General features: G+C 71.8%; 15 protein-coding genes and 1 tRNA gene. 10 read left to right on the forward strand and 6 right to left on the reverse strand.

Features of this window, described 5'->3' with window-relative positions; genetic code table 11:
- Together ACFYYF_RS21100 and ACFYYF_RS21105 are read right to left on the reverse strand one after the other, a co-directional pair.
- Nucleotides 1-867, reverse strand: an 867-nt coding sequence (locus tag ACFYYF_RS21100) for a glycoside hydrolase family 11 protein (protein ID WP_388777836.1), incomplete at its 3' end; no start/stop codon positions are given.
- A 312-nt stretch (nt 868-1,179) separates the two neighbouring features.
- Nucleotides 1,180-1,267: transfer RNA gene (locus ACFYYF_RS21105), tRNA-Leu, on the reverse strand.
- Between the two features lie 187 nt (nt 1,268-1,454).
- Between ACFYYF_RS21105 and ACFYYF_RS21110 the strand changes: the two genes are divergently transcribed.
- The 3 genes from ACFYYF_RS21110 to ACFYYF_RS21120 all read left to right on the forward strand — a co-directional run bounded on the left by ACFYYF_RS21110 (nt 1,455) and on the right by ACFYYF_RS21120 (nt 4,422).
- Nucleotides 1,455-2,780: a M20/M25/M40 family metallo-hydrolase gene (locus ACFYYF_RS21110; protein WP_361679621.1), complete on the forward strand. Its 1,326-nt coding sequence runs from the start codon at nt 1,455-1,457 to the stop codon at nt 2,778-2,780.
- A 215-nt stretch (nt 2,781-2,995) separates the two neighbouring features.
- Nucleotides 2,996-3,229 carry a chaplin ChpH gene (gene chpH, locus ACFYYF_RS21115; protein ID WP_361679618.1) on the forward strand — a complete coding sequence of 78 codons (234 nt, stop codon included), beginning with the start codon at nt 2,996-2,998 and terminating at the stop codon, nt 3,227-3,229.
- 212 nt (nt 3,230-3,441) lie between these two features.
- Complete coding sequence (locus tag ACFYYF_RS21120) at nt 3,442-4,422, forward strand: chaplin (RefSeq protein WP_388777840.1); 981 nt, start codon at nt 3,442-3,444, stop codon at nt 4,420-4,422.
- 193 nt (nt 4,423-4,615) lie between these two features.
- Here ACFYYF_RS21120 and ACFYYF_RS21125 read toward each other — a convergent pair whose 3' ends face one another.
- Nucleotides 4,616-4,804 (reverse strand): DUF5703 family protein, encoded by a 189-nt coding sequence (locus ACFYYF_RS21125; protein ID WP_081223519.1) that lies wholly within the window; start codon nt 4,802-4,804, stop codon nt 4,616-4,618.
- A gap of 47 nt (nt 4,805-4,851) precedes the next feature.
- On the opposite strand from ACFYYF_RS21125, the gene ACFYYF_RS21130 reads away from it, so the two are divergent.
- Nucleotides 4,852-5,541 (forward strand): hypothetical protein, encoded by a 690-nt coding sequence (locus ACFYYF_RS21130; protein ID WP_388777842.1) that lies wholly within the window; start codon nt 4,852-4,854, stop codon nt 5,539-5,541.
- A gap of 107 nt (nt 5,542-5,648) precedes the next feature.
- On the opposite strand, the gene ACFYYF_RS21135 is transcribed toward ACFYYF_RS21130, so the two are convergent.
- The gene (locus ACFYYF_RS21135; RefSeq protein WP_388777845.1) at nt 5,649-7,919 is read right to left on the reverse strand and encodes a helix-hairpin-helix domain-containing protein; all 2,271 of its coding nucleotides are present in this window, start codon (nt 7,917-7,919) and stop codon (nt 5,649-5,651) included.
- Nucleotides 7,916-8,899 (reverse strand): aldo/keto reductase, encoded by a 984-nt coding sequence (locus tag ACFYYF_RS21140; RefSeq protein WP_361679606.1) that lies wholly within the window; start codon nt 8,897-8,899, stop codon nt 7,916-7,918. Before ACFYYF_RS21140 ends, ACFYYF_RS21135 begins: the two co-directional genes overlap by 4 nt.
- 144 nt (nt 8,900-9,043) lie before the next feature.
- On the opposite strand from ACFYYF_RS21140, the gene ACFYYF_RS21145 reads away from it, so the two are divergent.
- Nucleotides 9,044-10,099: an LLM class F420-dependent oxidoreductase gene (locus ACFYYF_RS21145; RefSeq protein ID WP_388777848.1), complete on the forward strand. Its 1,056-nt coding sequence runs from the start codon at nt 9,044-9,046 to the stop codon at nt 10,097-10,099.
- A gap of 227 nt (nt 10,100-10,326) precedes the next feature.
- Nucleotides 10,327-11,115 (forward strand): ferritin-like domain-containing protein, encoded by a 789-nt coding sequence (locus tag ACFYYF_RS21150; RefSeq protein ID WP_388777850.1) that lies wholly within the window; start codon nt 10,327-10,329, stop codon nt 11,113-11,115.
- Nucleotides 11,116-11,128: 13 nt separating this feature from the next.
- Here ACFYYF_RS21150 and corA read toward each other — a convergent pair whose 3' ends face one another.
- Nucleotides 11,129-12,127: a magnesium/cobalt transporter CorA gene (gene corA, locus ACFYYF_RS21155; RefSeq protein ID WP_388778414.1), complete on the reverse strand. Its 999-nt coding sequence runs from the start codon at nt 12,125-12,127 to the stop codon at nt 11,129-11,131.
- Between the two features lie 98 nt (nt 12,128-12,225).
- Between corA and ACFYYF_RS21160 the strand changes: the two genes are divergently transcribed.
- From ACFYYF_RS21160 to mshC, 4 genes are all read left to right on the forward strand, one after another.
- Nucleotides 12,226-12,912 (forward strand): histidine phosphatase family protein, encoded by a 687-nt coding sequence (locus ACFYYF_RS21160; RefSeq protein WP_388777852.1) that lies wholly within the window; start codon nt 12,226-12,228, stop codon nt 12,910-12,912.
- A 115-nt stretch (nt 12,913-13,027) separates the two neighbouring features.
- Complete coding sequence (locus ACFYYF_RS21165; RefSeq protein ID WP_361679597.1) at nt 13,028-13,618, forward strand: DUF3090 domain-containing protein; 591 nt, start codon at nt 13,028-13,030, stop codon at nt 13,616-13,618.
- Nucleotides 13,582-14,409, forward strand: coding sequence for an SCO1664 family protein (locus ACFYYF_RS21170; protein ID WP_361679594.1), 828 nt, complete (start codon nt 13,582-13,584; stop codon nt 14,407-14,409). Before ACFYYF_RS21165 ends, ACFYYF_RS21170 begins: the two co-directional genes overlap by 37 nt.
- A gap of 94 nt (nt 14,410-14,503) precedes the next feature.
- Nucleotides 14,504-15,733 (forward strand): cysteine--1-D-myo-inosityl 2-amino-2-deoxy-alpha-D-glucopyranoside ligase, encoded by a 1,230-nt coding sequence (gene mshC / locus ACFYYF_RS21175; RefSeq protein WP_361679591.1) that lies wholly within the window; start codon nt 14,504-14,506, stop codon nt 15,731-15,733.
- Nucleotides 15,734-15,807 lie beyond the last annotated feature (74 nt).

A 15,807-nucleotide genomic window follows, 5' to 3' on the forward strand; every position in this document is an offset into this window, starting at 1 on the left:
CGGGGACGGCACGTTCATGGTGACGGTCCAGGCGCTGGAGCCGGTGACCGTGACGTTGAGGTTGTACCGGTCGCTCCACTGCTGGCCCGCGGACAGGGCCGCCGAGCATCCGCCGGTTCCGCCGCCCCCGGATCCGCCGCCCGAACCCGCGTCTCCCACCGTGATGTTGGAGTTCCCGCTGCTCTGGTAGCCCTCGGTGGCGAGGATCATGTAGTAGGTGAAGCCGCCCAGGTTCAGTCCGGCGCGGGCCCAGGCGTCGAAGTGGTTGCCGGTGGTGATCGTCCCGCCCGTCCGCTTCGACTGCCGGACGCTCCAGTACTGGTCGAAGGTGCGGGTCCCTTCGACGGAGGGCGCGTTGGTCCGCGTCGTTTTGTAGATGTCGTACGTGCCGCCGTCGGTGGTGACGGTGCCCTTGAACGTTCCCGTGGGCCGGTAGGTGCCCCAGTTGTCGACGATGTAGTACTCGACGAGCGGGTTGGACGTCCATCCGTAGAGGGCCAGGTAGGCGTTGCCGGACGGGTTGAAGGTGCCCGAGTAGGTCACGCTCCTGCGTCCGCCGTTGCTCCAGCCCTTGCCGGCGACGAAGTTCCCGGTGTTGCTCCACGAGGTGCTGTAGTTGCCGCCGGAGCCCAGGTTCATGGACACCGTCCCGCTGCTGTCGGTCCAGAACGAGTAGTAGTACCCGTTGTCGGTGCCGGTCTGGTTCGACGTGACGACCGTGTCGGCCTGCGCGGTCCCGGGCAGGGTCATCGCGGCCACGGCGACCAGCAGCAGGGTGCAGACGCAGCTGATGAGCAGCCTGAGGTGACGGAACGCCCCTGGGCGACCGTTGCGGCGGCCCGGCGGGTGTGCGGATGCGTCGGTCATGTGCGTGTTTCCTCCTCGTTGTCGTGAGGTGACGCGCTGCGAATCGCCCACAGTGTTGAACTGGCCCTGTCAAGTGTCAACGGTTTCGGCATGACGAACGAAACATTCGCCTTCGTCGACGAGGGGATGGGAGTGTGTTATGCCTGCTCGGACGGGTTGATCAGTTCACGGGAGGGCGTCTCGGTTTTCTCGACGGACACATCAAGATCCGTATGGCTCATTGAGTGTTCGAAAGTTTCGAAGATCTGCCGAATCGTTCGGCGAGAGTGCGGCCCGGGAACGCGAAAGACCCCACCGGAGTGGGGTCTCTGCTGGTGTCCGAGGGGGGACTTGAACCCCCACGCCCGATAAAGGGCACTAGCACCTCAAGCTAGCGCGTCTGCCATTCCGCCACCCGGACAAGGTGTCTGTCGCGCGGGGTTTCCCTCGCGGCGACAGGTGAAACATTACCAGGCTTTCGAGGGTCCCCGATCACCCCCCGTCGCGGCGTGAACGGCGTGTGACGGGCCGGGGCCCACCTTGGGCACAGGGGTGGGTCGGAGAGAGGATGAAGGAGACCACCAGCGGCGACAGTGGGAGGAACCAGCGTGAGCGAGAGCGGCACGACCAGGAACGTCACGGGCGAGGACGAGGTCGTGGACCTCTGTCGTGAGCTGATCCGGATCGACACCAGCAACTACGGGGACCACTCGGGCCCGGGCGAGCGCAAGGCCGCCGAGTACGTCGCCGAGAAGCTCGCGGAGGTCGGCCTCGAACCGCAGATCTTCGAGTCGCACAAGGGCCGCGCCTCCACCGTGGCCCGCATCGAGGGCGAGGACCCCTCGCGGCCCGCGCTCCTCATCCACGGCCACACCGATGTCGTGCCGGCCAACGCGGCGGACTGGACCCACCACCCCTTCTCCGGCGAGATCGCCGACGGGATGGTCTGGGGCCGTGGCGCGGTCGACATGAAGGACATGGACGCCATGACGCTGGCCGTCGTGCGGGAGCGGATGCGCACGGGCCGCAAGCCTCCGCGCGACATCGTCCTCGCCTTCCTCGCGGACGAGGAGGCCGGCGGGACGTTCGGCGCCCGGCACCTGGTGGACAAGCACCCGGATCTCTTCGACGGCGTCACCGAGGCGATCGGCGAGGTCGGCGGGTTCTCCTTCACGGTCAACGAGAAGCTGCGGCTGTACCTCGTCGAGACCGCCCAGAAGGGCATGCACTGGATGAAGCTGACCGTGGACGGCACCGCCGGGCACGGTTCGATGATCCACAAGGACAACGCGATCACGGAGCTGTCCGAGGCCGTCGGGCGACTCGGCCGGCACAAGTTCCCGGTACGGGTGACGAAGACCCTGCGCCACTTCCTCGACGAACTCGGCGACGCCCTGGGCACCGAACTCGACCCCGAGAACATGGACGAGACGCTGGCCAAGCTCGGCGGCATCGCCAAACTCATCGGCGCCTCGCTGCAGAACACCGCCAACCCGACCCAGCTGGGCGCCGGTTACAAGGTCAACGTGATTCCGGGCCAGGCCACCGCGCACGTCGACGGCCGCTATCTGCCGGGCTACGAGGAGGAGTTCCTCGCCGACCTCGACCGGATCCTCGGCCCCCGGGTCAAGCGCGAGGACGTGCACGCGGACAAGGCGCTGGAGACCGGCTTCGACGGTGCCCTCGTCGACGCCATGCAGACCGCGCTCTCGGCCGAGGACCCCATCGCGCGTGCCGTGCCCTACATGCTCTCGGCCGGCACCGACGCCAAGTCCTTCGCCGATCTCGGTGTCCGCTGCTTCGGCTTCGCCCCGCTGAAGCTGCCCCCGGAGCTGGACTTCGCGGGCATGTTCCACGGAGTCGACGAGCGGGTGCCGGTGGACGCTCTCCAGTTCGGCGTGCGGGTACTGGACCGATTCATCGACGCGTCGTGACGTGACGCCGGCGGCACACCCCGCCCCCGTATCGGCGGGCCGACCCGCCGAACCGCCGGGAGGGTGCGGGGTGTTGACGCCGGCATTCGCCCGCGCGTGCGGAGATCGCCCGGGACGAGTGAATGCGACCATAAGCCCATAGCTCTACTACTCCCTCCTCGTTACAGGTGTTGCGATCCGCTGCTTTGGACCGCATTTGCCTACCAGGAGGAATAATGATCAAGAAGATCGTCGCCGCCGCTGCCGCCACGGGTGGTCTGGTTCTCGCGGGCGCGGGTCTGGCCGTCGCCGACTCGGGTGCCCAGGGTGCCGCCGTGGGGTCCCCGGGCGTCGCCTCCGGCAACGTCATTCAGGTGCCCGTCCACGTTCCGGTGAACGTCTGCGGCAACACGGTCTCCGTGATCGGGCTGCTGAACCCCGCCTTCGGCAACACCTGCTACAACCACTGACGTCGCGCCGCATCCCATGAGGGGGATCCCACGGGTCACCTCATGAGGGTCACTTCGTGAAGGTCTGAGCTCGTCGGCCCCGGAGTGCGCGCCATGCGCTCCGGGGCCGACCGGCTTTCCGCGCACGCCCGGTGGTGTGCGCGTGCTCTCGATGGTCCACGTCCCAAGGACTGTTGGTCCACGTCCCAGGACTGAAGGCAGGGAATTCAGCTATGCGACAGGTCACCCGCAAGGGCCTGATGACCGTGGCGGCGGCCGGCGGTGTACTCGCGGTCACCGGCGTCTCCGCGCACGCCGACTCGGGCGCGATCGGCTCCGCCTCGAACTCTCCCGGCGTGCTGTCGGGCAACACGGTCCAGGCGCCGGTGAACGCGCCGGTCAACGTCTGCGGAAACACCGTGAACGTGGTCGGGCTGCTCAACCCGGCCATGGGCAACACCTGCGTCAACCACGGCGGCGGATCGTCCGCGGGCCGGAGCGGTCACGGCGGTCACGGCAAGCAGGGCGGTCAGGCCGGCCGGGGGACCCACTCCGGCGGCGCGCAGGCCCGCGGCGGTGCCGCCCACTCGCCGGGGGTCGCCTCCGGCAACCACGTACAGGCGCCGGTCGACGCCCCGGTGAACGTCTGCGGCAACAGCGTGAACGTCGTGGGGATCGGCAACGCGGCGGCGGGCAACAGCTGCGCGAACGGCTCGACCACGGGCGGCCACCAGCCCGGACACCCGAACCACCCCGGCCAGCCGAACCAGCCCGGCCACCCCGGCCAGCCGGGTCACCCCGGACACCCGGGTCACCCCGGTCACGACGGTGACTGCGAGCACCCTGGTCACCCTGGTCACCCCGGTACACCCGGTCACCCGGGCCACCCCGGACACCCGAACCACCCCGGAACCCCCGGTCAGCCGGGACACCCCGGCACCCCGGGCAACCCCGGTACACCCGGTCACCCGGCCAACCCCGGAACCCCGGATCACCCGGGCACGTCCACCGCGGGCGGCGGAAAGCACCGGGCCGGTGCCGTGCAGGTCGGTCAGACCGGTCCGCGGGCCGCGGTGGGGGCGCCGGCCACGGACGGTGCGGCCGAGCTGGCCCACACGGGCAGTGAGCTTCCGGTCGGAGCCGCCGTACCCGCGGCGGCCGCCGCTCTGCTGGCCGGCGCCGTGCTCTACCGCCGGGCACGCAACGCCGCGTGACGCGACGGCGTCGCCCGGAGCGGTGACGTTGTGATGATCACATCAGGGAGTGGGGCGCGGAGACGACCCCGTGCGCGCAGGACTCATCGCTGCGCGGCACGGCTGCGACCGGGGCGCCACGGCCTTTCCCGCGACGTGGGCGACGGTGCGGGCCTCGCGGTGACGGGGCCCGCACCGGTTCAGCGGTCTCGCGTCACCACGTGGCGCGTACCTGGCGAATGATCCGTCGGCGCAGCCGCACTCTGCGGCTGCCGTCACGGAGCAGGCTCAGGCGGTCCAACTCCCAGTGTCCGTACTCGGCATGGTCCGTCAGCAGACGTGTCGTCTCCTTGCGGGAGACCCCGCGAGGTACGTACACGTCGACAAATTCGTATTCCGGCATCGCATCTATTGTGCGGGCAGAGGCCCTGTACGGATAGCGTCTGCACTATGTCTGATGCTGTGCAGCCCACCGCTGCCGAGGTACGCGCCGCCGCCGAGGCTGTCAAGACCGCACTCGACCGGCACCTGGCCGCGGTCGAGCGCAGGACGGGCGATGACGACCCGGACGTCTACGAGGCGTTCAACGAGCTCGCCGCGGCGGCCGAGGAGTACGACGAGCTCCTCTACGACCGCTACGACGAGGTCACGCCCTTCGAGATCCCCGGCGGTGACGACACGCTGCCTCCTTACACCGGACCCGAGGAGCCGAACGCGCTGAGCGTGGTGATCCGCCGGGACTACGCGGTGGTGGAGCCCCAGCGGCTGCTGGCCCAGGCCCAGCGGGTGGAGGCGGTGGAGGAGGACGGCGCCACCGCCGACGAGGGCTTCGACGCGGCGTCCGGCACCGTTCACGGCGCGCTCGGGGTCCTCTTCGGAGAGTTCGAGCCGGACGAGATCGCCAGCCGGCACAAGGAGTTCGGACTGGAGGAGGGCGACTCCACGCTGTGGGTGACCGCCGCGGACGAGCCGGCCGAGCCCGGTGAATGGCTGGAGACCCCCTTCGAGTCGATCGACCCGCAGCGCGTCGTCTGCCGCTTCGACGTCAGCGCGGTCTTCGACGAGGAGTCGGACGACGACGACCTGGACGACGGGCTCGGCTCCGGCGCGGAGATCGACCCGCTGGACGCGGATCGCTGAGACGCCCCGGCACGCAGGCGTGCCATGCGGTGGCGGTCACCGGACTCCGGTGACCGCCACCCGCATGTCCGGGCCGGGCGGCTGCGAGCGCCTGGTGCCGCCGGTCGTCAGCCCGCCGCCGGTGTCTGCGCCTTCAGCAGGGCCTGCAGGCGGGTCGTACGCGCCTTCTGCGGGACCTCGGCCACCGCGCGCGGCAGGGCCTGATCCACCCCGTGCACGACGGAGAGGTGCCGCTCGGCCCGCCCGAAGGCCGTGTAGACCCAGGGCCGGGTCAGGGCCGCCGCGGCGTCGCCCGGGAGCACCACCACGGCGGCGGGCCAGCGCAGCCCCACCGCCTGGTGAGCCGTGAGTGCCCAGCCGTGCCGCACGGTCTGCTCCACCCGCTCCTTCGGTACGACCACGGGGGTGCCCGAGCAGTCCAGGTGCAGCCCCTCGGCGTCGGCCCGCACCACACGGCCCGGCAGCGAACGGCCCGGCGCGGGGGAGTGGACGATCCGGTCGCCCGGGTCGAAGCCCCCGAAGCGGCCGGGACCGGGGTTCAGCCGCTCCTTGAGCGCGGTGTTCAGCGCGCGCGTGCCGGCCGCGCCCCCGTGCCCCGGGGTGATGACCTGCGTCTGCTCGGCCGGGACGCCGATCGCGCGCGGCACCGAGTCCGCGACGAGCTGAACCGTCCGGTGGACCGCCTCGCCCGCGTCGCGCACCGGGACGATCACCACGTCCTTGCCGGGCGCCTCGACCTGGTTGAGCTCGCCGATGCCGATCCCCGACACCAGCTCGCCGATGGGCCCGGGGTCGGGGGTCCGCGAGGCCACCTGCGGGCAGGCGCGGGCGGCGAGCAGGTCCGCGAAGACCCGGCCGGGACCCGCCGACCACAGCACGCCGGGATCCCCGCTCAGCACGAGCCGCGCCCCGTCGGGCAGCGACTCCGCGAGCATGGCCGCCGTCTCGACGTCGAGCTGCGGCGCGTCCAGGACGACCAGGACGTCCAGGTCCAGGGCGCCGTCCGCGTCCCGGCCGGGACCTTCGGCGCCGGAGAGGAGCCCGGCGACCGTGACGGCTCCCGCCGCCCCGCCGCCCGTGGGCCGGTCCCCGGCGCCGTCCGCCGGTGCGTGCCCGGTCAGCCGGGCGGCGAAGCCGTCGCGCCCGACGGAGGTGTGCGCGGCGGCCCAGCCGCGCAGGCCGAGCGCCCGGGCCGCGTCCAGCAGCGCCGCCGCCTCGGACCGCGAGGCCTCGCCACCGGTGTGCAGCACCAGTCCGTGAGCGGCGACCGCGCGGATCAGCTCCCCGGCCGAGCGGGGTGCCGAGGCCGCTTCCCGCTCCCAGTCGGCGGCCGAACCGTCCTCCTTCGGCACGGAGTTCATCAGCCGGGCGAGTCCGTCGGCGAGGCTCTCCTCGGCCAGCGCGTACCGCTCCAGGCCGATCAGGATCCGCACCGGGCGCTCCTGGGCCTCCTCCGCGTCGTCGTCCGGTGCCGCCGCGGCCGGGGCGGGGGTGTCGAGCGCGTCCTGGAAGACCAGCGCCTCGCCCTCCGCGAGGGCGCTCTGCACGGCCGTGTCCGGGTCGGGGACGGAGCGCTGGGCGAGCGCCGCTGCCAGGGCCGGGGCGTCCAGCGCGGTGTGCCCGGCGACGGCGGCCTGCTCCAGCAGCCACACGGTCAGCGCCGTGCCCCGGCGTTCGTCGTCGGGGCCGCACTCCGCGCCGAGCAGCGCCCGGGCGAACCCGTCGGCCTGCTCGGGCCGCACTCCGGGAACCCGCAGCAACTGCCAGGGATCCTGGCGCAGCAGGTCCTCGGCGCCCTCGCCCAGCACGGTGACGGCCTGTGCCGCGAGCGCTTCGGGGGCACCGGCCCCGGCCAGCACGGCACGGACGGCGGCGACGGCCTCCGGGGCCGCGCCCGGTGCGGGCACCGCGGGCGCCACGACCGGCTGCGGTCGCCGCACTGGCTCCGGAGCGGCCCTGCGCGGCGCGGGGTCGGGCTCGCGGAAGGCGGTGGCCACGGGCTTCTCGCCGCTCTCCACGGCCCGCACCGCCGCGAGCAGGTCCGCGGCGGTGCCGCTGAGTTTGCCGCCGGCCTCGATCGGCGCCCGCTTCTCCGCCTTGCGGCGCTCGATCCGCTCCCGCTCCACACGCTGGGCCGCCAGCTCGGCGGCCGCCTCGGAGACCTCAGCGGCCCCTTCGGCGGAGGTGTCCGAGGCGGCCGTGCCCTCGCCCGCACCCTCGCCTTCGTCCCCGGAGCCGCCCTCGTCCCCGGAGCCGTCGCCGGAGCGCGCGTCCGCCGGGTTCACGTCCTCGCCCTTCGGCTCGGGCGCGCCGTCGGCCGTGTTCGCGCCCGGCGTCCCCGGCTCCGCGTCCTGGGTGGTCTCGGGCTCCGTGCTCACAGCGTGCTCCAGTCGTGATCGGGATAGTGGTGCACCGGGGCCGACACGTCGTCGAGCGCCCGGCAGATCTCGTCAGGAAGACTAAGCGCCTCCACTGACAACGCGGCCGTGAGCTGCTGGGCGTTGCGCGCGCCGACTATGGGCGCGACGACCCCGGGCCGGTCGCGGACCCAGGCGAGCGCGACCTGGAGCGGGGTCACGGCGAGACCGTCGGCCGCGATCGACACGGCCTCCACGATGCTGCTCGCCGTCTCGTCGAGATAGGGCGCGACGAACGGCGCGAGGTGTTCCGAACCGCCCCGGGAGTCGGCCGGTGTCCCGCCCCGGTACTTGCCGGTGAGCACACCGCGCCCGAGCGGCGAGGAGGGCAGCAGGCCGACGCCCAGGTCGAGGGCGGCGGGCAGCACCTCCCGCTCGACGCCGCGCTGCAGCAGGGAGTACTCCATCTGCGTACTGGCCAGCCGGGTGCGTATACCGGGTGCCGAGAGCTGCCAGGTGGCGGCCTTGGCGAGCTGCCAGCCGCAGAAGTTGGACACACCGGCATAGCGGGCGCGGCCGCTGGCGACGGCCAGGTCGAGGGCCTGGAGGGTCTCGTCGAGCGGCGTGTCGGGGTCGTAGGCGTGCACGTGCCACACGTCCACGTAGTCGGTGCCCAGGCGGGCCAGGGAGGCGTCCAGGGCCGACAGCAGATGACTGCGCGAGCCGTCGAACCGGCGGTCCGGCTCGCGCACGCTCCCCGCTTTCGTCGAGATGACCAGGTCCCGGCGCGGAACGAGCCCTTCCATGAGCTGCCCGAGGAGATACTCGGCCTCCCCGTCGCCGTACACGTCGGCCGTGTCGACGAGGTTCCCGCCCGCTTCCCAGAACGTCTTCAAGAGGTCCGCGGCGTCATGCTCGTCGGTGTCCCGCCCCCAGGTGAGGGTGCCGAGTCCGATCCGGGAAACACGCAGGCCGGTACGGCCGAGATGCCTCTGCTCCATGGACGCCGAGATTACTGTCCGGCGCCGGCGGTGTGGGGGCCTGTGGACAACGGAAATCCGGTGGAAGGCCGCTCCCCGCCGGGGGCGCCCGCACGCTAGGGTCTCGGACACAAGGGACGTTACTGATCGGTAAGGGGATCGGCCATGCAGCTCGGCATCAATCTCGGCTACTGGGGCGCCGGAATGGACGCGGACAACCTCGCCGTCGCCCGGGAGGCCGACCGGCTCGGATACGCCGTCTGCTGGGCCGCCGAGGCCTACGGCTCCGACGCGGCCACCGTGCTGAGCTGGGTCGCCGCCCAGACCGAGCGCATCGACGTCGGTTCGGCCATCTTCCAGATCCCGGCCCGCCAGCCCGCGATGACCGCGATGACCGCCGCGACGCTGGACTCGCTGTCCGGCGGCCGCTTCCGCCTCGGTCTCGGCGTCTCGGGACCGCAGGTCTCCGAGGGCTGGTACGGCGTCAAGTTCGACAAGCCGCTGGCCCGCACCCGCGAGTACGTGGAGATCGTGCGCAAGGCCATGACGCGCGAGCGGCTGTCGTACGAGGGCGAGCACTGGACGCTGCCGCTCCCCGGCGGTCCCGGCAAGCCGCTCAAGCTGACCGTGCACCCGGAGCGCGAGCACATCCCGCTGTACATCGCGGCGATCGGCCCGAAGAACCTGGAGCAGACCGGCGAGATCGCGGACGGCGCGCTGCTGATCTTCCCCTCGGCCGAGCACATCGAGGACACCGCCCTCACGCACCTGCGGGCGGGCCGCGAGAAGGCCGGGAAGACGATGGAAGGGTTCGACGTCTGCCCGACCCTGCCGCTGGCCGTGGGCGACGACAAGGACGTCCCCGTGCTCGCCGACATGTTCCGCCCGTACACCGCGCTGTACGTCGGCGGCATGGGCAGCCGCAAGCAGAACTTCTACAACCAGCTCGCGCGGCGCATGGGCTACGAGAAGGAAGCCACCGAGATCCAGGACAAGTACCTGTCCGGCGACAAGGAGGGCGCCGCCGCGGCCGTCCCGCACGACCTGATCGACCGGACGACGCTGCTCGGCTCGGTCGACCGCATCGCCGACCGTATGAGGGCCTACGCCGCCGTCGGCGTCACCACGCTCACGCTGGCCCCCGCCGGCTTCACGCTGGACGACCGGCTCGCCTCGCTGCGGGCCGGCTTCGAGGCCCTGGAGCGGGCCGGACTCGCGTAACCCCGGCGCGGTCGGCGCCGGAAAAGTTCTGCGGCCGTGGTGGGGGCTCGGGGGTCTTCCCCGCCACGGCCGTCACGGAGAACAACGCGCCGACGGCCCCTTGGTTACGCGCTCGGACCCGCAAGCCCGTCCGTCATTCGGCGGATTTGTCGGACACATCGGTTGCCGGGTCCGAGACAACCCATTTGACTCGTTTTCTGCACAACTCTGCAGAGAGGGTGTCAATGATGCTGTCCGCCAAGAGCCTGTTCCAGGAAATCCTCGACAACGACGAGTCGTACCGCCTCTTCTGTTCCATCGCCGCCAGCGGGGAGTCGCAGGGCGGCTGGGAGAACGCCCGGATCGCCGCACTGGTCCCGGCGGACGAACGCGCCCTCGCCCCCAAGATCACCCGGCACGGCGCCGACGAGGACAAGCACGGCCGCATCTTCGGCGCCCTCATGAAGAAGCGCGGCCTCGAACCCGTCGAGGTGCCGCCCGACACCGACTACACGATGCTCCTGGAGCGGCACGGCATCGGCCTCGCGCACGACAAGCTCAAGAGCGACCAGCCCCTCACCGTGCAGGACATCGTCATCTATCTGGCCCACAGCCGGGTCACCGAGCAGCGCGCCTCCGAGCAGATGGACCTGCTGCGCAAGCACTTCTCCGACCACCCCGACATCGGCCGCGCGGTGCGGATGATCTCGGCCGACGAGGACAACCACCTCGCCTACTGCCACGAGGAACTGCTGCGTTTCGCCTACGCCGGCCACGGCCGCGCCATCCAGCGGGCCCTGCGCGAGTGCGCGCTCGCCGAGATCCGCGTCTACCGGGACGTCAGCCTCGCCGTGATGGCCCACATGGGCCGCCTCCTCGGCTGGTCCCGGGCCAAGGCGGCCGTCCTCGCCGCGGGCATCCACGCCGTGTACGCCTACGAGCGTGCCGTGGGCTGGCGCCGGATGGTCACCCTGAAGATGCCCGAGCGGCGCGGCGCGCTGAACGGCCCCGCCACCGCCGCACCGGAATTCGCCTGACCCGCGCGCGGACCTACAGCCAGCCCCGCCGCTTGAAGAGCCGGAACAGCATGATCTCCAGCACCGCCATGCCCCCGATCACCGCCGGATACGACCACAGCCAGTGCAGCTCGGGCATGTGATCGAAGTTCATGCCGTAGATCCCCGCGATCATCGTGGGGACCGCGGCCATGGCCGCCCACGCCGAGATCTTCCGCATGTCGTCGTTCTGCCGCACGCTCATCTGCGCCAGATGCGCCGACAGGATGTCGGACACGAGCCGGTCCAGACTCTCCACGGACTCGTTGACCCGCAGCAGGTGGTCGTTGACGTCGCGGAAGAAGGGCTGCGCGTGGTCGTCGACGAACGGCACCTCCGCCGTCTTCAGGCCCGAGCCCGAGAGCCGCGCGAGCGGCACCGCCAGCGGCACCGTCGCCCTGCGGAACTCCTGGACCTGCCGCTTGAAGGCGTAGATCCGCGAAGCGGTGTGCCGCGAGCCGCCGAGCTGCGGCGAGAAGACCTCCGCCTCCAGCTCCTCCAGGTCGGTGCCCAGCTCCGTCGCGACCTCCAGGTAGTGGTCCACCGTGGCGTCCGCGATCGAGTACAGCACCGCCGTCGGCCCGTGCCGCAGTGTCTCCGGATCCGACTCCAGACGCCGCCGGACCGCCTTGAGCGGCGACTCCTCGCCGTGGCGCACGGTCACCACGAACGAGTCGCCCACGAAGACCATGACCTCGCCCGAGGTGACGGTGTCGCTCTGCGGCTCGTACGACACCGGCTTGAGGACCACGAAGAGCGAGTCCTCGTACACCTCCAGCTTGGGGCGCTGATGGGCCTTGAGTGCGTCCTCGACCGCCAGCGGATGGAGCCCGAACTCCTCCGTGACCAGGTCGAACTCCTTCTCCGTCGGCTCGTGCAGGCCGATCCACACGAACGCGTGGCCCCCGGCACGGCACTGTGCCAGGGCGTCGGAGAGGTCGTCGGCGCCCTCGGTCCGGCGGCCGTCACGATAGATGGCGCAGTCGACGATCACGGTGCGCATTCTCCCGCCGTCATGGCCCCGCCGCACACCGGGGGCCGCTTTCCACAGGGCCCGCCGCCCTCCCGGGCCGTCCGTCTACGCTGGGCCGCATGCCCACCCTGATCCTCGTCCGGCACGGACGCTCCACCGCCAACACCGCGGGACTCCTCGCCGGCTGGACGCCCGGCGTCGCGCTCGACGAACGCGGTACGCAGCAGGCCGCGGCCCTGCCCGGCCGGCTGGCCGGACTCCCGCTCGCCGAGGTCGTCACGAGCCCCCTCCAGCGCTGCCGGGAGACCGTCCAGCCGCTGCTGGAGGCCCGGCCCGAGGTCCCCGTGCACACCGAGGAACGCATCGGGGAGGCCCACTACGGCGACTGGTCGGGCCGCAAGCTCGCCGAGCTCAAGGACGAGCCGCTGATGGACGTCGTCCAGGCACATCCGTCCGCCGCCGCGTTCCCCGGCGGCGAGTCGATGCGGGCCATGCAGACCCGCGCCGCCGAAGCGGTACGCGAGTGGAACGCGCGCGTGGAGCGCGACCACGGAGCCGACGCCGTCTACCTCATGTGTTCGCACGGCGACATCATCAAGTCGCTCGTGGCCGACGCACTCGGACTTCATCTCGACCTCTTTCAGCGGATCTCTGTGGAACCGTGTTCCATCACCGCGATCCGTTACACCCGTCTCAGGCCCTTTCTCGTGCGGCTCGGGGACACCGGTGATCTCGCCTCCCTGGCCCCGCGCGAGGAAACCCCGGACGGCGACGCACCGGTCGGGGGCGGTGCGGGCGCACCGTGATCGTCGGCCGCAGTAGGGTGAAGCGGTCGAACCAGCACAGCAGTTGTCAACCGTTCTCAGCCGACGCGGGCCGACGAGGCCGGCCGGCCCCCTGCCGATTCAATGGAGACAGGACGTGTCCCGTCAGGTGTTCCTCTACGACCCCCCGGACCGCTTCGTGGCCGGTACGGTCGGGTTGCCCGGGCGCCGCACCTTCTTCCTGCAGGCATCCTCCGGCCCCCGGGTGACGAGTGTGGCCCTGGAGAAGACCCAGGTCGCCGCACTCGCCGAGCGCATGGACGAACTCCTCGACGAGGTCGTCCGACGCACCGGAGGCAGCGCCCCCGTCCCGGCCATGGCCTCCACCGACGTGTCCGACACCGCCCCCCTCGACACCCCCGTCGAGGAGGAGTTCCGCGTCGGCACGATGGCGCTGGCCTGGGACGGCGAGGAACAGCGCATGATCGTCGAGGCCCAGGCCCTCGTGGAGGTCGAGGCGGAGACCGACGAGGACCTCGCCGAGGCCGAGGAGCGCCTGCTCCAGGACGAGGAGAACGGCCCGCCCATGCTCCGGGTCCGGCTCACCGGAGCCCAGGCCCGCGCCTTCGCCAAACGGGCCCTCGACGTCGTCAACGCCGGCCGGCCCCCCTGCCCGCTGTGCAGCCTCCCGCTCGACCCGGAAGGACACGTATGTCCGCGCCAGAACGGATACCGCCGCGGAGCGTGACGACCGCCGAGCTGCTCGCCCGGGGCGAGCTGAAGGTACACGGACGGATCCGCGAGGCCTCGAACGCGGTGCTCTACTGCTCCGTGTCCTACGAGGGCCGTGAGGCCTTCTGCGTCTACAAGCCCGTCGCCGGGGAACGGCCGCTGTGGGACTTCCCCGACGGCACGCTCGCCCAGCGCGAGGTCGCGGCCTACGAGGTCTCCGAGGCGACCGGCTGGGGGCTCGTGCCCACCACCGTGCTGCGCGACGGGCCGTACGGCGAGGGCATGTGCCAGATGTGGATCGAGCCCTCCGCCACCGAGGACGGAGAGGGGCTGCTCGCGCTCGTACCGGGCGAGGAGCCCGCCGAGGGCTGGAAGGCCGTCGGATTCGCCGAGGTCGGCGAGGGCGAGACCGCCCTGCTCGTGCACGCCGACGACGCCCGGCTGCGACGCCTCGCCGTCCTCGACGCCGTGATCAACAACGCCGACCGCAAGGGCGGCCATCTGCTGCCCGCGCAGGAGGGCCGCCTCTACGGCATCGACCACGGGGTCACCTTCAACGCCGAGAACAAGCTGCGCACCCTGCTGTGGGGATGGGCGGGCGAGCCGCTCACGGATGAGGCCCTTCAGGTCCTGGCCTCCCTGCGCGACGCCCTGGCTCCGGGCGCGCCCCTGGCCACCCGCCTGGCCGAACTCGTCACCCCCGCCGAGATCGAGGCCACACGGGAGCGGGTCGAGGGGATGCTCGCCTCCGGAAAGCACCCGGAGCCGAGCGGGGACTGGCCCGCGATCCCCTGGCCTCCGGTATAGCCCGCCGCCGCGTCCCCACCCCGCGACACGGTCTCGACACCGTCGGTTCACGCCCAGTTCGTATACGGAAGTCCCGTCCGGTTAGGCTCATGACATGTATGCCTGGCCGTCTTCTGAGGTCCCCGCCCTGCCTGGTGAGGGCCGCGACCTCCGGATCCACGACACCGCGACCGGTGGGCTCGTCAGCCTCACCCCCGGTCCCGTCGCCCGTATCTACGTCTGCGGCATCACGCCGTACGACGCCACCCACATGGGTCACGCGGCGACCTACAACGCGTTCGACCTGGTGCAGCGCGTGTGGCTCGACACCAAGCGGCAGGTTCACTACGTCCAGAACGTGACGGACGTCGACGACCCGCTGCTGGAGCGGGCCGAGCGCGACGGCGTCGACTGGGTGGGACTCGCCGAGAAGGAGACCGCCCTCTTCCGTGAGGACATGACGGCCCTGCGGATGCTGCCGCCCCGCCACTACATAGGCGCCGTCGAGGCGATACCCGGCATCGTGCCGCTCGTCGAGCGGCTGCGGGACGCCGGAGCCGCCTACGAACTCGAAGGCGACGTCTACTTCTCCGTCGAGGCCGACCCCGACTTCGGCAAGGTGTCCGGCCTGGACGCCGCCACGATGCGCCTGCTCTCCGCCGAACGCGGCGGCGACCCCGACCGGCCCGGCAAGAAGAACCCCCTCGACCCGATGCTGTGGATGGCCGCCCGCGACGGCGAGCCGAGCTGGGACGGCGGCTCACTGGGCCGCGGCCGCCCCGGCTGGCACATCGAGTGCGTGGCCATCGCCCTGGACCACCTCGGCATGGGCTTCGACGTCCAGGGCGGCGGCTCCGACCTCGCCTTCCCGCACCACGAGATGGGCGCCTCGCACGCCCAGGTGCTGACCGGCGAGTTCCCGATGGCCAAGGCGTACGTCCACGCCGGCATGGTCGCGCTGGACGGCGAGAAGATGTCGAAGTCCAAGGGCAACCTCGTCTTCGTGTCCGCCCTGCGCCGTGACGGGGTCGACCCCGCCGCCATCCGGCTGGCGCTGCTCGCCCACCACTACCGGTCCGACTGGGAATGGACCGACACCGTCCTCGACGAGGCCGTCGCGCGCCTGGAGGACTGGCGGGCCGCGGTGTCCCGTCCCGACGGGCCGTCCGCCGACGCGCTCGTCGAGGAGATCCGCGCCGCGCTCGCCGAGGACCTCGACGCACCGGCCGCGCTCGCCGCGGTCGACCGCTGGGCCGCCCTCCAGCACGAGAGCGGCGGCTCGGACGAGGGTGCCCCCGGCATCGTCTCGCGGGCCGTCGACGCCCTCCTCGGCGTCGCCCTGTAGTACCTCGTCCCGCCGCGGTCCACGAGCGCCGCGGGACACCCGAGTGCCGGGCGGAGATCCTCCGCCCGGCACTC

It is taken from the genome of Streptomyces sp. NPDC001914 (assembly GCF_042891215.1).
In the GTDB taxonomy this organism is placed as follows: Bacteria; Actinomycetota; Actinomycetes; order Streptomycetales; family Streptomycetaceae; genus Streptomyces.